The organism is Haladaptatus sp. CMAA 1909 (genome assembly GCF_043952005.1).
Taxonomy (GTDB): Archaea; Halobacteriota; Halobacteria; order Halobacteriales; family Haladaptataceae; genus Haladaptatus.
Genome location: NZ_JBIOAV010000001.1, coordinates 1472924 through 1493438, shown reverse-complemented (window position 1 = coordinate 1493438; position 20515 = coordinate 1472924). Strand labels below are relative to the sequence as shown.

Here is a 20515-nt window from a genome sequence, read left to right as displayed (position 1 = left end):
CCGGTCGTTTTCGACGCATCCGCCTCGACCGCTCCGCTGTTTCGGTATGCCGTGCCCTCGCCGTCTACTGTTGGCCTTCGCCCGCGACGAGTACGGGACGTTTCGCGGTCAGGATTACCGACTGGGCGACGCTGCCGAAGAGAGCTTTTCCCGCCGGCGAGCGCTTGCGCCCGCCGACGCAGATACAATCGACATCGTGCTCTTCGGCGACATCGAGGATGGTGTCCGCCGGATTTCCGCTCTCTTCGACGATGTCCGTGTCGATTCCGGCGGCTTCGAGGGCGTCCTTCGCCCGTCGAACGCCCGTTACCTGTGGTGCGGAGGCACCGCTCGGATTGTCGGTAAAGGAATGGAGAAGCGTGACCCGCACTTCGGCCTTCGCCTCCGGGAGGTCGATGATAGCGTTCGCCTGTGCCACCGCGCGTGATTCGGTTTCGTCCACCGCGAGTAGGACGTGATACATGGTGACAAATCAAAGTCAATCATCTTATCCCTTCGGGTGCGCCTCGTCGTACCGCCCGGAGACGAACACGACCAACGAGAGGAGGACGCCGAGCAGCAGGCCGATGGTCACCATCCCGAAGATGGCGAGTCCGACCGGCGTCGGTTGCAACTCGATAACGCCGAGCAGTTTGACCGCGCGCAAGTCGTCCGGACCGAACGCACCGAGGAGAACGCCCACGAACCCCGCGAACGAGACGATGAGGACGTACAGACCGACGACGAGCGAGCGACCCTGAAGTCGAGAGGACACGAAAAACCGTTTCGACAGGGCAAGGATTAGCCTTTTCATCCAGACGCGCTAAGTCCGAGTATGTCCGAAAAAGAACTGCTCCTGCTCGTCCTCTCCGGCATGGTCGTACTGATGTTCGCAATGGGTATCATACTCGCATCGACGTGAGCGACCGAATGCCGTAATCAAAAAAGCGCCGTTCGAATCGGTTCTCGCCAGCGTTCTTCCGAAAGTCGTTCATCAACGGAAGAGAGGATCTTCCGAGGTTCGAAACTACTCCGACTCCTCACTACCGAAAGACGGGAGTCTTTCGAGGCTCGCAATCATTCTGATTCCTCGCCGCCGTCCGTAAGCGCGGTTTCCTGCTTCTTCGCGAACCAGGACCACTCCTTCGAGAGCATACCGTCCTCGCCGAGTTTCCACGGGTCGGCGGGGGCCGGTGGGCCTTCGAGCCACGATTGGACGACGTTCCAGACGAAGATGAACTGGCCGATACCGATGATGAACGCACCGACGGTGGCGACCTGGTGCCACGTGGTGATGAGGCTGATGTCGGCGACGGTGAACTGGTACGTCGCGTATCGGCGTGGCATGCCGCCGTAACCGAGGAACAGCATGGCGAAGAACGTCACGTTCGTCCCGATCATCGTGAGCCAGAAGTGTGCGTGTGCGAGCGACTTCTGGTACATCTTGCCGGTGTAGATGGGGAACCAGTAGTAGAAGCCGGCGAAGGCAGCCACGGCGATGGCACCCATCACGATGTAGTGGAAGTGACCCACGACGTAGTACGTGTCGTGGAGCACGAGGTCCACCGGAATCGACGCGAGGAAGACGCCCGTCACGCCGCCGATGATGAAGTTCGAGACGAAGCCGATACAGAACAGCATCGGCGCGGTCAGCCGTAGCCGACCGTTCCACATCGTCGTAATCCAGTTGAACGTCTTCACCGCACTCGGTATCGCGATCGCCATCGACACCGCCATGAAGCTCGCGCGAAGGCGTGGGTCGATACCGGTCGCGAACATGTGGTGTGCCCAGACGCCGAACGAGAGCACGCCGATCGCAAGCGTGGAGTAGACGACGAACTTGAACCCGAACAGTTTCCGGCCCGCGAAGCGCGGGAGGATGAGGCTGACGAGCCCCATCGGCGGCAGGACGAGGATGTACACCTCGGGATGGCCGAAGAACCAGAACAGGTGTTGCCACATTACCGGTCCGCCACCGGCCGCCGTGAAGAACGTCGTGCCGAAGTTTCGGTCGAACAGGAGCATGATGAGCGCGCTCCCGAGGAGCGGGAACGCGAACAGGATGAGTCCCGACTGCGTGAGGATGGTCCACGAGAAGATGTCGAGGTCCGGCCATCCGACGTCGTCACCGCGCTCGGTGAAGATGGTCGCGATGAAGTTGATGGCACCCATCGTGGCACTGACACCGGAGAGGTGCAGGCCGAGGAGCATCATGTCAACTGCGGGACTAACCTGCGCCTGACAACTGTAACTGGCCGTTTCGACTGCTCGGCCACACGACGACAGCGGCGTGTACATCGTCCAGCTCGTCTGTGCCGGTTCGATACCGGCGAACATGAAGAGCGGGAAGCCGATCCAGATGAGGATTGCCGCAGGTGGCAGCAACCAGAATGCGATGGCGTTGATGCGCGGGAACGCCATGTCGTCCGCGCCGATGAGGAGCGGAATGAAGTAGTTCGAGAACGCCGCGATGACGGGCGTCCCGAACAGGAAGAGCATCGTGATGCCGTGTGTCGTCAGTAGGCTGTTGTAGATGTTCGCATTGAACAGGTTTGTGCCCGCCGTCAGCAGTTCCGTGCGCATGATGAGCACCGCGATGCCACCCCACGCGAAGGAAAAGAGACCGAACGTCCCGTACAGTATTCCGATGTCCTTGTGGTCCACCGTCGTGAACCACCGAATGATTCCGGCAGGCTTCTCGTTATGTGCCTGCCCGGTCGATTCTGCATACCCGTAGCCCCCGCCGCTGAGAGGTGTATAAGACCGCCAGTCCTCGATCCGTGCGAGGAACGAAGCGACCGCCAGCAAAAACACTCCCATGACTACGGTGAGAGCTATCTGCCCAGTAGCTGCCATGGAAGAGCGTGTGAACTACAAGGTAAAGAAAGGTTAGGTTCCGGTCGTGGCCTCGATTTTCAGTGCCGCGACATACGTTAACAGAGCGAGGCCGACGAATGGGACGACGACGAGTCCCCAGCTGATGACTTCGATGAGAGTGCTACCGCCCCACGCACCGAATCCCACGAAGAGGATCAGAAAGAACCCCATTATCCCGAGCGGGATGATGTTGACGGTGAGGTCGAGGAGTGTTTCTTTGTCGAAGACGCTTTCTGCCATGATACGTGAACGTAGCGAACACGAGGTAAAATAGGTTAGTGGTTCGCGTTCGGTCCGATACCGGTTTCAGATGGGTTCCGGTTGCCAGAGCGAACCGGCGATGCCGCCGACGAAGAGAACGGCCGCGCCGACGAGAATCGCCGTTCCACGGAGTTGAATGGACCCTTGCGTCGTGATCCAAATGACGCCTCCGACCCCGAACGAGACCACGGCGGCGGCGACGAGTCCTTTCCACGGGTCGCTTATGTACTCGGACTCGCGAAGGATACCGACGATACTGCCAACGAACATTAACATGCCACCGACGGCGATGGGGAAGAGAAAGTGCGCCATCACGATACCAGTCTCGAACAGCGCGAGACCGAACGCGACGAACAGCGGCCACGGACTGGATTTTCGGTACTGATCGGAAAGTCCCGGTTGCTCGTCCATGCACGGACTTCGTGCTTCAGTGCTTTCACGGTTGCGTCTTCGTCCGTTCGTCAGTCCCCGCCGACCGCATCGACGCGCTCGCCGGGTGCGGGGTCGGTGCTGTAGAGCAGGGCGAAGACGGCCGACGAGACGACGATGAATCCCGATGCCGTCCAGAACGCGACGAACACGCTCGTCGCGTCCCAAATCGCGCCGATGAACACTGGGCCGCCGACCTGCCCGATCTTCCACGCGATGGAGCGAAGCGAGAGGCTGGACGCGACGGCGTCGAACTGTTCGCCCTCCTCGACGAACAGCGCCATGCTCGCGGGGAGGCGGAGGCTGTCGCCGACGCCCAACACGGCGTACGCCGCGAAGAGGACGAAGAACGCCGGTGGGAGCGCCATCTCCCCGCCGAGGGCGGCGACGGTCACGCCCGGAATGAAGTCGTGTGCTAACCCGGCGATCGGAATCAGCGCCGTCCCGAGCGCGTACACGAGCGCGCCCGCGAGAATGAAGTAATACTTCTTGCCGACGCGGTCGGTCCAGTCGCCGACCTTGCCCTGAGTGAGCGACTTCGTCAGCTTCCCGCCCGCCATGATACCGCCGACGACGAAGACGTTGATGTCGAACACGGTATGGGCGTAAATCGGCAGGAACGTGATAACGGCCATCTTCCCGACGCTGAACGAGAGGCGGAAGAACACGAGCGCCTTGATGGCCGAGCGACCGAGGAGCGTTTCGAACGTCTCGCGGCTACTCGACTCCTCGGGGTCCTTCCGTCCGCCGGGGTTGTCCCGGAGGAAGAAGAAGATGGAGAGAAACGCGCCGATGGTGATGAGGCTCAGGGCGGCGTAGGTGATTTCGAAGCCGTACAGGTACAACAGCAGGCCTCCGAAGATGTCGCCGAACAGGCTGGAGAACGCGCCGACCTGATTGTACGACCCGATCCACAGTCCGCGGGAGTCGTCGTCGCTGATCTCGCCGACGACGGTCGTTCCGGTGAGCCACAGGATGCTCGCGGCGGTCCCCTGAAACACGCGCATCAGGATGACCTGATTGACCGTCTCGACGAAGCTGAATCCGACGAAAACGAGGATGTTGAGGAACAGCCCGAACAGCAGGACGCGTTTCGAGTTGCGGATGTCGATGTACCGCCCGAGCGGGAGGACGATGAGGAGTTGGACCACCGCGAACGCCGTCCCGAACATGCCCTCCATGGTACTCGACGTGTGGAACATGTTGGCGTACATCGCCAGCGCGATGAGGATCGTCGAGTACGCCTGACTCCGGGCGAACGCAGTGCTCGCCAACGCGACGAACTCGCGGTTCCGATAGAGGCGGCGCGACCCGCCACTCGTCTCTCCCGACACGGTTACGAATCGAAATAGTGGGGGAGGTATAAGAACCTCTGCCTTCGTTCGGTGAATTGCCGAAAGATTAGACGACGATTACTCTTCGAGCGCGTCCGCGATGCGCTGAAGCTGTCGAGTGGCGTCCCGAACTTCGTCGCGAAGTTGACGCACTTCGCGAACGAGGTCCTCGTCTCCGCCCTGCTCGCTTCCGCGGCCGCCGCCCATGCCGCCGGCACCGGGACCGCCGCCCATCATACCGCCCATCATCTGTGCGAACGGATTACCGCCCATGCCGCCGGCACCGGGACCGCCGCCGCCCATGGCCTCTTTCAATCGTTCTTCTCGGTCTTCATCGCCCTCTTCCGCGCGTTTTTCTCTGATTTCCTCGACCCGCTCTTGGAACGTCTTTTCCTCCTCGTCCGCGTTATCGTTGGCTTCCTCGTCTGCCATACCCACCCGTTCTTTCGCACACCCGAAAAGGGTTGTGTCCCGTGGAACGTCCAGTCACCCGGAGCGGTTCTTCTCGTCGTTCGAGGACGAATTCCGAAGTCGCCCGCCGAGGGCGGCGAACGGATGCTTATCCGCCGGAATCCGTCGTTACCGGCGGGTCGCCGTCGGTGAAAGGGTCACATCCCGAGTCGGAACTAAAACAACCGGGAAGAACTCCCGCTAACCCGATACTGGGTACCCGTTACGCCGGCTGAACGATGGAAACGGTTGGCGGGCTTGAGATTCATCGGCCTCGATACTGCAAGCGAGTCGATGCCTCGGGGAACACTCGGTTCGGTGCTCGCCAGCCTGCCCGAGCGTCGCAACCGACTCGTCCTCTACTCGCTCGCCCGACACGCCGAAACCGCGCCGGTCGAGTTGGAAGTGCTCGCCAGGGATGTTGCGGCGTGGGAGCGCGAGGAAACTCCAGATGACGTTTCCGACCGCGCATTCGAAACGACGCTCGAAGACCTCACCGAGACGCGGTTGCCGACGCTCTCCTATCGTGGTCTGGTCGAGTTCGACCCCCTGAGCGGACTGGTCGGACGTCCCGCTTATTCCTCACCGGCGAACTCGCTCCTCGATTGGCTGGCCCGCGTCGAACTCCCGTCCCGTTTCTGAACCCTTAAACGCGAGGAGGGACTTACGACGTGTATGACCGAGGAGGAGGCCGCCCAAGCGGTAGATGAAGCACCAGCCGACGAGGAATCCCCGGCCGAAGGAGGCGCGCCGGCGGAGGAGACTCCGGACGAGGAACTCCTTGGACCGGAGATGACCACCCTCGTCGCGCGCGTCGCCAACGAGGACGAAAGCCTCGCTGCCGACGTGGAGGAGCGCCTCGCCGCCATCGAATCGGAACGACGGGAACTGGACGCGGAGGTCGAAGACCTCGAGGCGCGCCTGCGACGCAACCGTGCGGATTTCAAGAACTACAAGAAGCGCGCGAAAAAGCGCCAGAAACAGCTCGAAAAGCGCGCGACCGAGGACCTCATCGAGCGCCTCATCGACGTTCGGGACAACCTCCGACGGGCGGTGGAAGCCGAACACGAGGACGTCGAAAGCCTGCGTGACGGGGTGGAGATCACCCTGCGCGAACTCGACCGCGTGTTCGAGGACGAGAACGTCTCGCAAATCCATCCGGAATCCGGCGACGAAGTGGACCCGCAACGCCACGAGGTGATGCTCCGGGTCGAGAGCGACCACCCCGAGGACACCATCGCCGACGTGTACCAACCCGGCTACGAGATGGCCGACAAAGTCCTTCAGGCCGCGCAGGTGACGGTGAGCGACGGCAGCGGCGACGAGTAACTCGGACGCTATTCTCGACGATTTGCGCCACCGTGGCGGGCGACCTGCACCCGAAACGACGAGCGTGAGCAATGGACGACGGCGGATGTCGGGTCACGACTATTCACGTCATCACGTCACCGTGTGTGAGCGCTGGGTTGTGTATCGGTTCGATATAAAGGCCTCGAAGCGTAGAGACGATGAAATCCCAAATCGCACGACTGAAGAGGGGCGGAGTTCCACGCATCCTCGTCACGTCTAGTAACCTTTAACCGGCGCAAACGGGTAGGTTGGCCCAACAATGACGAGCAACAAGATACTGGGCATCGACCTCGGAACCACGAACAGCGCGTTCGCGGTTATGGAGGGTGGCGACCCGGAAATCATCGTCAACGGCGAAGGGGACCGGACCACGCCGTCCATCGTCGCGTTCTCCGACGACGGTGAGCGTCTGGTCGGGAAACCGGCGAAAAATCAGGCGGTTCAGAACCCCGAAAAGACGATTCAGTCTATCAAACGGCACATGGGCGACGACGGTTACACCGTCGAAATCGAGGACGAGGAGTACACGCCCGAACAGATTTCGGCGATGATCCTCCAGAAGATCAAGCGCGACGCGGAGGAGTACCTCGGCGACGACATCGCGAAGGCGGTCATCACCGTTCCCGCGTACTTCAACGACAAACAGCGGCAGGCGACGAAGGACGCCGGTGAAATCGCCGGCTTCGACGTGGAGCGCATCGTCAACGAACCGACGGCGGCGTCCATGGCGTACGGACTGGACGACGATACGGACCAGACCGTCCTCGTGTACGACCTCGGCGGCGGAACGTTCGACGTTTCCATCCTCGACCTCGGCGGCGGCGTCTACGAAGTGGTCGCCACGAACGGGGACAACGACCTCGGTGGCGACGACTGGGATCATGCCATCATCGACTACCTCGCCGACGACTTCGAGTCGAACCACGGCATCGACCTCCGCGACGACCGGCAGGCGCTCCAGCGTCTGAAGGACGCGGCAGAAGAGGCGAAGATCGAACTGTCGAGCCGAAAGGAGACGGACATCAACCTCCCGTTCATCACGGCGACCGACAACGGCCCGGTCCACCTCGAAAACAGCCTGACCCGCGCCAAGTTCGAATCGCTGACCGCCGACCTCATCGACCGCACGGTCGAACCGACCGAGCAGGCCCTCTCGGACGCTGGCTACGAGAAGAGCGACATCGACGAGGTCATTCTCGTCGGCGGGTCCACCCGCATGCCGCAGGTCTCCGAGAAGGTCGAAGAGCTCACCGACCAGGAGCCGAAGAAGAACGTCAACCCCGACGAGGCCGTCGCGCTCGGCGCGGCGATTCAGGGCGGCGTCCTCTCCGGCGACGTGGACGACATCGTGTTGCTCGACGTGACGCCGCTGTCACTCGGTATCGAGGTGAAGGGTGGCCTGTTCGAGCGCCTCATCGACAAGAACACGACCATCCCGACGGAGGAGTCGAAGGTGTTCACCACGGCGGCGGCCAACCAGACCTCGGTGCAGGTCCGCGTCTTCCAGGGTGAGCGCGAAATCGCGAACGAGAACGAACTGCTCGGCGAGTTCCACCTCGCGGGCATCCCGCCGGCACCCGCCGGAACCCCGCAGATCGAGGTGTCGTTCAACATCGACGAGAACGGCATCGTCAACGTCTCCGCCGAGGACCACGGCTCCGGCAACAGCGAGGAAATCACCATCGAGGGCGGTGCCGGCCTCTCGGACGAGGAAATCGAACACATGCAGGAAGAGGCAGAACAGCACGCCGAGGAGGACAAGGAACGGCGCGAACTCATCGAGGCGCGTAACGCCGCCGAAGGATCCATCCAGCGCGCGGAAACGCTCCTGGAGGAGAACGAGGAGAACATCGACGACGACCTCGAATCCGACATCCGCGACGAAATCGAGACGGTTCAGGAGACGCTCGAAGACGACGACGCGTCGAAGGACGACCTCGAAGACGCGACCGAAAACCTGAGCAAGTCGCTGCAGGAGATCGGCAAGCAGATGTACCAGCAACAGGAGCAAGCCCAGCAGGCCGGTGCCGCAGGTCCCGGCGGAATGGGTGGCGGCATGGGCGGCGGCCCGAACCCCGGCGCGGGCGCAGAGGGCGGTGCCGACGACGCGGACGAGTACGTCGATGCCGACTTCGAAGACGTTGACGACGACGGAGAGTCGTCGTGAGCCAACCAGAACGCGAAGCGTTCTGGTGACGTTGACGATTCCGACGAGGACGACGACTAAGCGTACCACGCCGAACCCCCGTACGTCCGTCGCTTTCGGGCGCGACGGGCGGTAGACGGACGATTCAAATACCATCCGACATTAGAAACGATAACTGATGAGCGAGGACTTCTACGACGTACTCGGTGTAAGTCGAGACGCCGACGAGGACGAAATCAAGAGGGCGTATCGCAAGAAAGCCGCCGAGTATCACCCGGACGTGAGCGACGAACCGGACGCCGAGGAGAAGTTCAAGAAGGTGAAAAAGGCAAAGGAAGTGCTCTCGGACGACGAGAAGCGCCGAGCCTACGACCAGATGGGTCACGACCGGTTCGAACAGGCCGAAAAGCGCGGCGGGTTCGACGGCGGGGCCGGTGGCGCTGGCGGTGCCGGGCGCGGCAACCCGTTCGGCGGTGGCGGCATGGGCGACATCTTCAACGAGTTCTTCGGCGGTGGCAGCGGCCGCCGCAACCCGAACCGCCCGAGACAGGGGTCGAACCTTCGAACGAGCATGGAAATCGACCTCGAAGAGGCCTACGAGGGCGCACAAAAGCAGATCACGGTGCGCCGGCCCGAGCGCTGTGACGCTTGTGACGGCGAGGGCCACCCGCCGGGCGCGGACGTGAACACCTGTCCCCAGTGTAACGGACAGGGGCAGGTCACGCAGGTCCAACAGACGCCGTTCGGACGCGTCCAGCAGTCCCAGACCTGTCCGCGCTGTAACGGCGACGGGCAGCAGTATTCGGAAACGTGTGACCAGTGTGGCGGCGACGGCATCGTCCAGCGGGAGGCGAAACTGAAGGTGGACGTTCCGGCGGGTATCGCCGACGGCCAGACGCTACAGATGGAACGCGAGGGCGCGCCCGGCGAGAACGGCGGCCCGAAGGGCGATCTCCTCATCGAGGTGTCGGTGCGCGAGCACCCCGACTTCGAGCGCGACGGGTCCGACCTGTTCTACCGGACGGCGCTCTCGTTCCCACAGGTCGTCTTCGGCGACACAATCGAGGTGCCGACGCTCGCCGGATCGGTCGAGATGGACGTTCCGCAGGGAACCCAGAGCGGCGAGACGTTCCGCCTGCGCGGCAAGGGAATGCCGCACCTTCGACGCCGCGGTGACGGTGACCTGTTCGTCAAGGTGCAAGTCGTCACCCCGGATTCGCTGAACGAGGAGCAGCGCGAGGCGCTGAAGGAGTTCGCTGAAGCGGGCGGCGAAGAGGTGAACGTCGAAAAGGGATTTTTCGAGCGGATCAAGAGCAGTTTCTGAGCGGCTGACCGAACAAGCTAAGCCGCTTTATGGTGATATATAGATAACACGTACTCGAATGACTGGCCCGAAACTCTCCCGTCGGCAGTTCGCGCAGGCACTCCTCGGAACCACCACGTTCGTCGCGTTCGCCGCCCCCGCACGCGGGCAGGCCGCGACGTTCGAACTCAGCGGACAGGTATCCGGATGGGTTGGACAATCACCCCCGCCCATCGAGGGGAACACGAATCCGACCCTCCAGATGATCGCCGGAAAGGAGTACGTCATCGCGTGGGAGAACATGGACGGCCACTCCCACAACGTCGCCATCGGCGACGGGGAGGGCAACGTCCTCGAACGAACCGAAGTCGTGGAGACGATGGGGACGACCCAGACGCTCGAATTCACGGCGACTCCGAAGATGGAGACCTACTTTTCGGAGTTCGACCCGGAGACGATGCGCGGGAAGATCGAAATCGTTCAACCGACGACGACCGGAACCGCGAACAGCTCCAACGCGACCAACGGAACCGTCACGGGGACCACCGGGAAAACGACGGCGAGTTCGACGAAGACGACGGCGACGTCCGGCACCTCGGAATCCACGGAGACGACGGGAACGACGGAAATGAACGGTTCGACGGATGGGGAGACCACCTCGACCACGGACGGTGGCGACCTGCTCGGATTCGGCTGGCTCGCGGCGCTCGGGAGCATCGCCAGCCTCGGCTACCTCGTCTATCGAAACGAGTGACGCGCACGCGACGAACAGCGTGAGTCGCGTGCAGTAGGCCGGCGACACGGCCGCCGGAAATCGGCAAGCGACACGGCCGCTAGTTGCCAGCGTAACTACCGAAAAATCTCCGATTTTCCGGGCCATGACTGAACGGAGAGCACGAAAAACGCGGAGCGCCTTCCGAAGCCACGCGAAGGAGGAGTGTTTTGATGAACCTTTTTCCAGGGAACGGGAGAGAGCGAAGCTCCCTCGTTCCTTCACGGCGAAGCCGTGAAGAAGATTGTCAGCGTCGCGCGCTACGGCACGCGAGCGCTGGCTCCCGACCGCAGAAAACGGTTCTACATCGGCAGGAACAGCAGTCCAGCGCCGATGATGAGACCGCTTCCGATGAGAACCAGCACGCAGTAGCCCATGATGTCGCGAACCGAGAGGCCGCTGATGGCGAGGAGCGGGATGGCCCAGAAGGGCTGAATCATGTTCGTCCACGCATCGCCCCACGCGGCGGCCATGGCGATGCGGGGGACGCTCGCGCCGCTGGAATGGGCGGCTTTGACGAGGGTTTCGCCGACGACCGCCCACTCGCCGCCGCCGCTGGGGACGAAGACGTTGACGATGCCCGCCGTGAGGAACGCGACGACCGGGAGCGTTCCGTCGGGCGAGACGTGAACCATTCCCTGTGCGATTTGGGTGGCGAGGCTGGTCGACCCCTCCGGCGCGTAGCCCATGATGCCCATGATGCCCGCGTAGAAGGGGAACTGGAGGATGATTCCCCAGACGTTCTCCACGCCCTCCTTCATCGCGCCGATGTACGCGGAAGGGGTCCCGTGGAGCGTGATGCCGAGGAAGAGGAAGGTGAAGTTGACGATGTTCAGGTCGAGGTTGTTCCACGGCATCGTTCCGTCCGCGATTCCGCGGCCGAAGTAGCCCGCGACGGCCAACAGTCCCGAAAATCCGATGGCGTACGCGACGAACGAGGAGTGTTCGATTCGCTCCGCGAACGTCATCCCGTCGGACGTTGACGATGGCGTGACCACGGGATCGGCTTCCGTCCCGCCGTCGGTCGCTGCATCGAGTTTCGCGGGGTCGATGGGGCGTTTCTTCTCGTCGCTCTCGGGGTACATCAGCAGGAACAGAAGCGGGAGGAACACGAGGCCGACGAGGACGAAGACGACGATGTTGGCGACCGTGAAGATGGTCTGGCCGGTCGAAATCGTCGAGTTCAACACGCCGTTCGCAAGCAGGAAGTTGTCCTCACCGGACGAGTTGAGTACCAGCGGAATCGACCCCGCGAGGCCGCCGTGCCACACGACGAATCCGGAGTACGCCCCGGCGACGATGATGGGGAAGTCGATGGTTCGGATCTCCTCCGCGATTTTCCGCGCGAAGATGGCACCCACGACGAGGCCGAGCCCCCAGTGAACGAACGAGGCGACGGCGGCGACGACCGGAACCAACGCGGCCGCGCTCCGTTCGCTCGACGGAATCGACGCCATGCGCGAGAGAAGCCTATCCACGACGGCCGACTGTGCGAGGGCGTACCCCGTCATCAGGATGAGCGTCATCTGCATCGCAAAGGAAAGAAGCCCCCAAAAGCCGCCGTACCAGCCATCGACGAGGATGTTCTCCGCGTGTGTCACCGTTCCGCCCTGTGGGGTGACGAACGCGAGTGCCAACCCGAACGCCACGAACGAGAGGATGATCGCGAACAGAAACGCGTCCGGGAGATACCGTTCCACGAGCCGTGAACTGCCCTCCGCCATCCGCCTGATTACGTTTGCCATGATTGCGTGTGTGCGTCCCTAGCAAACTATTATAAACGTTCGTCAGACGCGTCAGTGGTGAACTATCGGCCGCGGACCGCTCGAATCGGCGGGCTTTTGCACGCACCGCGAGGAGAACCGATATGAACACTCTGGGCGACCTCGTTGCCCGAAAACGGCGGAGCGACGAACCGGCGCTTGCGGTTCCGGACTCGCGGGGGTACGACTACCACCGACTGTGTACGACGGCGTGGAAGACGGGGAACTTCCTTCGACATCTCGGCGTGCGGGAGGGCGTGACGGTAGCCATCCGCACCGCTCCCGCCGCGCAACCCATCCTCGGGTTCTTCGGCGCGGTGCTGCTCGGGGCGGGCGTTCGATTCGACCCGCCGACGGAAATCGACGCGCGGGTACTCCTCGCGCCGGGTGAATCGGTCGAGGAGTACGAACTCCCGCCGGGCGGACAGTATGTTTCCTACGGCGACTCCGTCCCGGACCCGACGGTTTCGCACTTCGAAACGGACGTCTGGAGCGAGAATCCGGTGTTCCCCGAGACGACACTTCCCCCCGAGACTGTCGCCCTTTCCCGTTCGGATGGCCGGGAGGTCTCCCACGCCGAACTCCTCGACGCCGGAAACGCGGCCGCATCGGAGTGGGGTCTCGAACCCGGGGAGTCGGTCGCGGTTCGCGCGCCGTTCGCGGACCCGCGAACGGTCGCCGTTGGACTCGTCGCGCCGCTCCTCGCCGGTGCCGAAATTTCCCTCGACGCCGACCGAACCGCCGATTTTGCCGTCTCCGATTCCGCTGCACCCGAGCCGTCGGTTCTCGCTTTGGACGAGATTCCGCTGTAGCTACCGAATTTGAAACGGATTTTCCGACCGCCGCAACCACACCCATTAGGTTCCCGGCCTGAAAACCGACCTCCATGACCGACGAGTTTCCGCCCATCGGTTTGGGAACGATGGGAGTCGACGACCCCGACCGAATCGCCGCCGCAATCGAGATGGGGTATCGCCACCTCGATACCGCACAAATTTACGACAACGAGGAAGCGGTCGGCGAAGCCATCGAACGCGCCGACGTTCCCCGCTCGGAGCTGTTCGTCGCCACGAAGGTGTGGGCCGACTGCCTCGCACCCGACGACGTCCTCGAAACGACCGCGGAGAGTCTGGACAAACTCGGAGTGGACGCCGCGGACTTGCTCTACGTCCACCGTCCGATAGAGGCCTACGACCCCGAGGAGACGCTTCCGGCCTTCGACCGACTCCGCGACGACGGGCGAATCCGGCACGTCGGCGTCAGCAACTTCACGGTCGACGAAATCGCCACCGCACGCGACGTCCTCGATGCACCCGTCTTCGCCCATCAGGTCGAGATGCACCCGCTCTACGGCCGGACCGAACTCCTCGTCGACGCTCGGGAGAACGACACGCACCTCGTCGCGTACTCGCCGATAGCGCAGGGCGAGGTGTTCGACCTGCCCGTCCTGAACGACCTCGCGGAGGACCACGACGCGACGGAAGCACAAATCGCGCTCGCGTGGCTTATCGAGAAGGGTGCGGTCCCGATTCCGCGCTCCGCGAGCGAAGGCCATCTGCGTGAAAACCTCGCCGCCGCTGAGATCCGGCTCACTCCCGAGGTGGTCGAGCGAATCGATGTCATCGAGCGCGAGGAGAAGTTGTTCGAGTAGTCCGATAGCATCGGCCGACCGTCGATAGGGACCCACGAAGGGTGTTAGCCTCGGAATGTCCGTCGTTAAGGGGCGATTGAAAGCCACCGGAAGTTCGACGACGCGACCGAGAAAAGCGTTTTACAGAGATACAACGGAATTCACGAAGCGTCAGTTCGCGTCTTCGAGTCTGTCCAGCGCGTCGGGGTTCTCGATGCTGGACATGTCGCCCAACTCCTCGCCGGTGTACGCCGCCTCGATGGCCCGGCGGATGATCTTGCCCGACTGGGTTTTCGGGAACTCGTCCACGAAGAGGACTTCGCGCGGCCGGAACGGTTTGCCGAGTTCCGCGCCGACTTGCTCGCGCAGTTCGGCGCGGAGGCCGTCCGACACCTCGACGTCCGGTTCGAGAATGACGTAGGCGACGACGGCCTGTCCGGTCGTGTCGTCCGGGACGCCGACCGCGGCGGCCTGATTCACCGCCTCGTGGTCCATCATCGCGCCCTCGACTTCCGCGGGACCCACCTTCCGCCCGGCCACGTTGATCGCGTCGTCGGAACGGCCGTGCAGGAACCAGAAGCCGTCCTCGTCCTTCTGCGCCCAGTCGCCATGGTTCCACATGTCCTCGAACCGCGACCAGTAGGTGTCCAGATAGCGTTCGTCGCCCGACCAGAGCGACTTCGTCATCGACGGGCAGGAGTCGCGGGCGACGAGGTACCCGCGCTCGTGCGAGTCGGCGATGGACTCGCCCTTCGCGTTCACGATGTCGATGTTCATGCCGAGTCCCGGGCCGCCCAGCGTGCACGGTTTGAGCGACTGAATCGGCATCGGCATGAGGAAACACCCGCAGATTTCGGTGCCGCCCGAGATGTTGATGATGGGTGCCTCGCCCCCGCCGACGTTCTCGTAGAACCAGAGCCACGATTCGGGGTCCCACGGTTCGCCGGTCGACCCGAGTAGGCGGAGCGAGGAGAGGTCGTAGTCGTCCACCCACTCGTCCCCGTACTGCCGGAGCGCTCGAATCGCGGTGGGCGAGATGCCGAAGACGGTCAGACCGTGTCGGTCGATCATGTCCCAGAAGCGGTCGGGGTCGGGGTAGTCCGGCGCGCCTTCGTACATGAAGACCGTTCCGCCGAAGGCGTGGTTGCCGATGAGCGTCCACGGTCCCATCATCCACCCGATGTCGGACACCCAGAAGTAGCGGTCCGAGTCCTTGTGGTCGAAGCCGAAGTAAATCTCCTTCGCACACTGCATCAGTTGCCCGGCGTGCGTGTGGACGATGCCTTTCGGTTTGCCGGTCGTCCCGGAGGAGTAGAGGAGCATGGACTCGTCGCTCGAATCTAGTTCCTTCGTCTCGTACTCGTCGTCCTGTTCGAGGACGGCCTCGGACCACTTCTCGTCCCGTTCGTCGTCCCAAGGGATATCCGCGCCGAGTCGGTCGTAGACGATGGTGTGTTCGACGTGGCCCGCCTCCTCGATGGCCTCGTCGGCCGTGTCCTTCAGCACGACCTCGCTTCCGCGGCGGTAAAAGCCGTCACCGGTGAACAGCACGGAACACTCCGAATCCTCGATTCGGGTCGCGGTGGCGTCGGTTCCGAACCCGGAAAAGATGGGGACCGCGATCGCGCCGACCTTGAGGACGCCGTACAGAATCGAGATGACTTCGGGGACCATGGGCATGTACAGGCCCACCGTATCGCCAGTCGCGATGCCTCGTTCTTCGAGCGCGTTGGCGACCTTGTTCGCCTCGCGATACAGTTCGTGGTACGTGATTTCGCGCACGTCGCCGGGTTCACCCTCCCAGATGCAGGCGACGCGATTACGGTTCGGGCTATCGACCTGCGCGTGTCGGTCAAGGGTGTTATGGGCGACGTTGATCTTTCCGCCGGGGTACCAGTCGGAGAACTGCGGTCCTTCGGTGTCGTCCCGAACCGTGTCGTACTCCTCGTAGAAATCGATATCGAGGTAGCCGACCATCTCGTCCCAGAACCAATCGACACCGGAAGACGCGTCTTCCGAGCCATCCCCACACGTGCGTTCGATGAGTTCCTCGTAGTCGTCGATGCCGTGTTCCTGCATGAACTCCCAGACGTTCGTCGATTCCACGAATTCTCGGGTCGGTTCGTGGATTATTTCGTCCACATCAGCAAGCGTATCCATAGTATGACCTCCGTGTGGCAAACCTTACGCACCAGCCTCAAAATAGTTTATTACATTCCTAGGGGAGTTCGCTCCCCGTCAGGTCGAGACGGGAGACGATGCCCTTGAGGTCCGCGGACTCCTCGATTTCGTCGCGGATCCGTTCCCGCGCGCGAACGTCGCTCGAATCCGCGTCGTAGGCGCGCACGTACTCCGCGCGGGAGTGTTCCTCGAAGGCGTGGCGGATGGCGAAGTAGCCGTCCGGGACGACCGCCCCGCAGACCTTGCACTCCCGGCGTTCGTGCTCCGCGGTCTGGTGGACGATGGCGTCTTCGACGCTTCCGAACCGTTCTCCGCAGCCATCGATATCACATTCCCAAGCGCTCATAGTCGTGTGTGAATTCTCTAATTCCGATGATATAACTGTTTCTTGCTCGTCAAGCGAACGCGGGTCGAACCGACGAAAGCGACCGGATACGCGTCTCGTCCGTTCTGATTCGGTGATCGCGTCGGCGAATCATCTCACGAGTATCGAACATTATCGTTCGTTCCATTAATCGCGAACTTCCGAAACCAGAACCACTATCGTTCGACCCGCGAAACGAACGGGTGTGACCGACCGCGACGAGTTCAGGGTAGACATGCACGTCAAAGTGCTGGACGAAAAGGTCGTCCGCCGGGCGAAGCAACGCGGCCTCGACGCGCTGGTGTACGCGCCGCACTTCGTCCGCCTCCCGGAGATTCGTCGCCGGGCCGAACGGTTCTCCGACGACGATCTCCTCGTCGTCCCCGCCCGAGAGGTGTTCACCGGGACGTGGCGGAACCGAAAACACGTCCTCGCCATCGGACTCGACGAACCGGTTCCGGATTTCGTCTCGCTCACGGGGGCGATAGCGGAGTTCGACCGACAGGACGCCGCCGTCCTGATTCCCCACCCCGAATTCCTGAACGTGGGCGTCACGGAGGCCGACATCCGCGTTCACGGCGACGTGATTCACGCCGTGGAGACGTACAACCCGAAACACTTGGACCGACACAACCGTCGGGCGAAGGCCATCGTCGAAGCCACGAACAAACAAGCGTTCGGATCGTCGTACGCACACCTCCGAGGAACCATCGGGGAGGTGTGGACGGCGTTCGATGCGTCCATCCGAACGGAAGTCGAATTGGTCGAGGGACTCCGGGCGGGGAACGTGACGCGCGTCGTTCACCGCACGGGAAGACACCACGAACTCCGACGACGGATGGAGTTCGCACATCTCGGATGGGAGAACTCGTGGGGGAAAATCGACCGACTCGTTCTCTCGGGGATGGAACCGACACACCCCGACCACGACACCTACGACGGATGGTTCGACGACATCAGCGTTTACTGAATCCCGACGGCCGTCAACCCGGCGTGGACGAGGAACTGCCGATTGACGAAGAGCGCCGCGACGGCCAGTTCGAAGGCTGTGACGGCGAGCGTGACCATCGTCGCGTAGTTGCTGCTCACGGGGACGCCGAACGGCGCGCCGAACTCCCGTTCGTACGGGTAAAACAGCGCGAGGCCGCGCTTGCTCCCGAGCATGTCGAGGGCGTAGTGCGTGAGGATACCGATCCAGACGAACTGCAAGTTCCCGAACACCATGGGAAAGGCGTAGAACAGTGCGAGCACCGGAAGGTTGTGCAGCGTCTTCCGGTGTTTGCCGAACGCGGTGTCCACGTCGGGAAAGAGCGCGCCGAGGATGACCGGAACGCCGACTTCCACGATGGTGTAGAACGTGGTCGTGTCCCCCGACGGATGCAGGACGTATCCGAGTCCGATACCGAGAAGTGCCGCGTTCATGACGTGTTCCTTGCGATTCATTCGATTGCAGGTCCCACCCCGCAGTATCAAGGTTTTCCTTTTCTTTCCCGACTCACCGCAGTTCGTCTAAGAGGTTCAACAACGCCTGTCGAGCGATTTGTGCCTTTATTTCCTGTCTGGACCCATCGTACTCGTGACGCGCGACCACGGAATAACTTTCGCCGCTCGTCCACTTCCCGGCGTAGGCGACGCCGATGAAGACGGTACCGACCGGTTTCTCCTCGGTGCCGCCGCTCGGCCCCGCGATGCCCGTCGTGGCGACGCCCCACGTCGTTCCCGCGACGTCGCGGACGCCGCGAGCCATTTGGCGGGCGACTGGTTCGCTCACGGCCCCGTGTTCGTCCAGCGCCTCCCGCGTGACGCCGACGTGTTCCATCTTCGCGTCGTAGGAGTAGGTGATGAGTCCCCTGTCGAAGTAGTCGCTCGACCCCGGAACGTCCGTCAGTAGCGATCCGATGAGACCGCCGGTGCAGGACTCGGCGGTTGCGACCGTCGCGTCCGACTCCCGGAGCGCGTCTCCGACCCGCTTTTCGATGGCTTCCTCGTCCGTGTTCATGACGGAGTGGACGCGTCGAACGAGAAAGAAAGTGCGGGTCGAGGAGAGCGGACGGACACCGATACCGGGTTCACGATTCCTACCGAGTCGAGATCTCCTCCAACATTCCGGCCTGTACTCCCCACAGGTCGGCGTACAGGCCGTCCTCCGCGAGGAGTTCGCCGTGCGTTCCGCGTTCCACGACTCGTCCGTCTTCGAGGACGAGGATGGTTTCGGCGTTCTTGATGGTCGAGAGGCGGTGTGCGATGGCGAGGACGGTCCGGTCGGCCAACAGCGCGTCGAGGCTCTCCTGTATACGGAGTTCGGTCTCCGTATCCACGTCTCCGAAAACTACTCCCGGAACTGCACTCGATTCAGGCGAAAGAAAGACTTGGCAGTGCTACGACCTTGGGGTATGGACTACGACACGCCCCTGTTCTTTCACGTGATGACGTACGCCACGGACGCGGACCGCGACGTCATCGACATGGTCAGCGGAAACCCGGACTGGGGGTCGCCGCCCGGCATTGCCGACGGACTGCACGAGTATGCCGACCTCGGCGGCGCGGATTTTCAGTACCCCCCGAGCGAAGGGCTGCTCGAACTACGCGAGGAGATCGCAGCACGGCGCGACGTCGATATCTCGCAGGTGGTCGTGACCGCTGGTGGTGGAGAAGCGAACTACCTCGCCATGGCACGGGCGATGGAGCGTGAGGCGGGCGACGAGTTCATCCTGACCGATCCGGTGTATCCGTACTACCCCGGCAAGACGACGATGTTGGATGCCAAACAGCGCTTCGTCGCCACCGCCGAGGACGGAACGCTCGACCCCGACGACGTTCGGGAAGCGGCAAGCGAGGACACCGCCGGAATCGTCGTCAACTCGCCGAATAACCCGACCGGCGCTGTGTACGACGAGGAAACGATGCGCGAACTCGTGGAGATAGCGGAGGAGTACGACGCGCTCCTCGTGAGCGACGAGGTGTACGACCACTTCGACTTCTCCGGCAAGTTCACCAGCGCGCTGACGTTCGACTCGGATCACCGAGTCGTCACGAACTCGTTTTCCAAGTCGCTGGCTATCACCGGCTTCCGCGTCGGCTACGCCGTCTTCCCGCCGGACCTCGTGGACGTGGCGAAGACGCGCCACATGCTGACGAACGTGGCCGGCAGCAGGCCGTCGCAGTACGCGGTTCTCCATGCCCTTCGCGAGACGACGCGGGAGTACTACGAGGGAAACCGAACGCTCCTCGAATCGCGTGTCGAGACGTTCACCGACGCGCTCGATGCGGCGGGCGCGGACTACACCACGCCGGACGGTGCTTTCTACGTCATGGCGCGGTTCCCCGACTTCCCTGGCACGCTCTCGAACGTCGAGCGACTCATCGACGAAGGGGGCGTGGCCGGTATGCCCGGCGAAGCCTTCGGCTCTTCGCGCGATGACTGGATTCGGTTCGCGCTCGTCACCCCGCGCGTCGAGGAGGCGGCCGAGCGACTCGCGGACTACTTCAGCGACCGCTGACCCTCCGATTGGCGCACCCGTGTCGGGTTAGGCAGACTGTCGGTTACGATCCGATTGGAACTCCGCAACCCGAACTCGTCCATCGGGATTGGTTTCGGATTCGTATTTAAATTCTCGTGAACAGCGAGGCCGTTCGACCCCGATACGCGGACAACAGAAGGTACGTAAGCCTTCAC

General features: G+C 62.6%; 21 protein-coding genes and 1 pseudogene. 9 read left to right on the top strand and 13 right to left on the bottom strand.

Annotated features, from left to right (window positions below; genetic code table 11):
• Positions 1-64: 64 nt before the first annotated feature.
• The 7 genes from ACGYLY_RS08315 to ACGYLY_RS08285 all read right to left on the bottom strand — a co-directional run bounded on the left by ACGYLY_RS08315 (position 65) and on the right by ACGYLY_RS08285 (position 5312).
• Positions 65-463, bottom strand: coding sequence for a universal stress protein (locus tag ACGYLY_RS08315; RefSeq protein ID WP_395282123.1), 399 nt, complete (start codon positions 461-463; stop codon positions 65-67).
• Positions 464-487: 24 nt separating this feature from the next.
• A complete protein-coding gene (locus ACGYLY_RS08310; RefSeq protein WP_395282124.1) occupies positions 488-754 on the bottom strand; it encodes a cox cluster protein in 267 nt (88 codons plus the stop codon).
• 302 nt (positions 755-1056) lie between these two features.
• Complete coding sequence (locus tag ACGYLY_RS08305) at positions 1057-2835, bottom strand: cbb3-type cytochrome c oxidase subunit I (protein WP_395282125.1); 1779 nt, start codon at positions 2833-2835, stop codon at positions 1057-1059.
• A gap of 33 nt (positions 2836-2868) precedes the next feature.
• On the bottom strand, positions 2869-3096 hold the full coding sequence (locus ACGYLY_RS08300; RefSeq protein WP_395282126.1) for a DUF6684 family protein: 228 nt from the start codon (positions 3094-3096) through the stop codon (positions 2869-2871).
• A 66-nt stretch (positions 3097-3162) separates the two neighbouring features.
• Positions 3163-3528: a hypothetical protein gene (locus tag ACGYLY_RS08295; protein WP_395282127.1), complete on the bottom strand. Its 366-nt coding sequence runs from the start codon at positions 3526-3528 to the stop codon at positions 3163-3165.
• A gap of 50 nt (positions 3529-3578) precedes the next feature.
• Positions 3579-4880: an MFS transporter gene (locus tag ACGYLY_RS08290; protein ID WP_395282128.1), complete on the bottom strand. Its 1302-nt coding sequence runs from the start codon at positions 4878-4880 to the stop codon at positions 3579-3581.
• Positions 4881-4958: 78 nt separating this feature from the next.
• Positions 4959-5312 (bottom strand): hypothetical protein, encoded by a 354-nt coding sequence (locus tag ACGYLY_RS08285; RefSeq protein ID WP_395282129.1) that lies wholly within the window; start codon positions 5310-5312, stop codon positions 4959-4961.
• Positions 5313-5624: 312 nt separating this feature from the next.
• Between ACGYLY_RS08285 and ACGYLY_RS08280 the strand changes: the two genes are divergently transcribed.
• The 5 genes from ACGYLY_RS08280 (at position 5625) to ACGYLY_RS08260 (ending at position 10883) form a co-directional block, all read left to right on the top strand.
• On the top strand, positions 5625-5972 hold the full coding sequence (locus tag ACGYLY_RS08280; protein WP_395282130.1) for a hypothetical protein: 348 nt from the start codon (positions 5625-5627) through the stop codon (positions 5970-5972).
• A 33-nt stretch (positions 5973-6005) separates the two neighbouring features.
• The gene (locus ACGYLY_RS08275; RefSeq protein ID WP_395282131.1) at positions 6006-6659 is read left to right on the top strand and encodes a nucleotide exchange factor GrpE; all 654 of its coding nucleotides are present in this window, start codon (positions 6006-6008) and stop codon (positions 6657-6659) included.
• Between the two features lie 280 nt (positions 6660-6939).
• Entirely contained in the window at positions 6940-8847 is a 1908-nt protein-coding gene (gene dnaK / locus ACGYLY_RS08270) for a molecular chaperone DnaK (protein WP_395282132.1), read from the top strand.
• A gap of 157 nt (positions 8848-9004) precedes the next feature.
• A complete protein-coding gene (dnaJ, locus tag ACGYLY_RS08265; protein WP_395282133.1) occupies positions 9005-10150 on the top strand; it encodes a molecular chaperone DnaJ in 1146 nt (381 codons plus the stop codon).
• A gap of 58 nt (positions 10151-10208) precedes the next feature.
• Positions 10209-10883, top strand: a complete 675-nt coding sequence (locus tag ACGYLY_RS08260; RefSeq protein WP_395282134.1) for a hypothetical protein — start codon at positions 10209-10211, stop codon at positions 10881-10883.
• 320 nt (positions 10884-11203) lie between these two features.
• Here the strand turns inward: ACGYLY_RS08260 and ACGYLY_RS08255 are convergent, their stop codons facing one another.
• A complete protein-coding gene (locus ACGYLY_RS08255; RefSeq protein WP_395282135.1) occupies positions 11204-12646 on the bottom strand; it encodes a short-chain fatty acid transporter in 1443 nt (480 codons plus the stop codon).
• A gap of 122 nt (positions 12647-12768) precedes the next feature.
• Between ACGYLY_RS08255 and ACGYLY_RS08250 the strand changes: the two genes are divergently transcribed.
• Positions 12769-13476 (top strand): hypothetical protein, encoded by a 708-nt coding sequence (locus tag ACGYLY_RS08250; protein ID WP_395282136.1) that lies wholly within the window; start codon positions 12769-12771, stop codon positions 13474-13476.
• Positions 13477-13550: 74 nt separating this feature from the next.
• The gene (locus tag ACGYLY_RS08245; RefSeq protein ID WP_395282137.1) at positions 13551-14315 is read left to right on the top strand and encodes an aldo/keto reductase; all 765 of its coding nucleotides are present in this window, start codon (positions 13551-13553) and stop codon (positions 14313-14315) included.
• 150 nt (positions 14316-14465) lie between these two features.
• On the opposite strand, the gene ACGYLY_RS08240 is transcribed toward ACGYLY_RS08245, so the two are convergent.
• Both ACGYLY_RS08240 and ACGYLY_RS08235 read right to left on the bottom strand, forming a co-directional pair.
• Entirely contained in the window at positions 14466-16454 is a 1989-nt protein-coding gene (locus ACGYLY_RS08240; protein WP_395282138.1) for an AMP-binding protein, read from the bottom strand.
• A 58-nt stretch (positions 16455-16512) separates the two neighbouring features.
• Complete coding sequence (locus tag ACGYLY_RS08235; protein ID WP_231183956.1) at positions 16513-16821, bottom strand: hypothetical protein; 309 nt, start codon at positions 16819-16821, stop codon at positions 16513-16515.
• A gap of 253 nt (positions 16822-17074) precedes the next feature.
• Between ACGYLY_RS08235 and ACGYLY_RS08230 the strand changes: the two genes are divergently transcribed.
• The gene (locus ACGYLY_RS08230; protein WP_395284136.1) at positions 17075-17809 is read left to right on the top strand and encodes a PHP-associated domain-containing protein; all 735 of its coding nucleotides are present in this window, start codon (positions 17075-17077) and stop codon (positions 17807-17809) included.
• Here ACGYLY_RS08230 and ACGYLY_RS08225 read toward each other — a convergent pair.
• The 3 genes and pseudogenes from ACGYLY_RS08225 to ACGYLY_RS08215 all read right to left on the bottom strand — a co-directional run.
• A complete protein-coding gene (locus ACGYLY_RS08225) occupies positions 17803-18282 on the bottom strand; it encodes a metal-dependent hydrolase (protein ID WP_395282139.1) in 480 nt (159 codons plus the stop codon). The genes ACGYLY_RS08230 and ACGYLY_RS08225 overlap by 7 nt on opposite strands.
• Before the next feature lie 52 nt (positions 18283-18334).
• Positions 18335-18838 carry a CinA family protein gene (locus tag ACGYLY_RS08220; protein WP_395282140.1) on the bottom strand — a complete coding sequence of 168 codons (504 nt, stop codon included), beginning with the start codon at positions 18836-18838 and terminating at the stop codon, positions 18335-18337.
• 79 nt (positions 18839-18917) lie between these two features.
• Positions 18918-19160 (bottom strand): annotated as a pseudogene (locus ACGYLY_RS08215) (ABC transporter ATP-binding protein); the annotation flags it as partial.
• A gap of 72 nt (positions 19161-19232) precedes the next feature.
• On the opposite strand from ACGYLY_RS08215, the gene ACGYLY_RS08210 reads away from it, so the two are divergent.
• A complete protein-coding gene (locus ACGYLY_RS08210; RefSeq protein WP_395282141.1) occupies positions 19233-20339 on the top strand; it encodes a pyridoxal phosphate-dependent aminotransferase in 1107 nt (368 codons plus the stop codon).
• Positions 20340-20515: the final 176 nt, after the last annotated feature.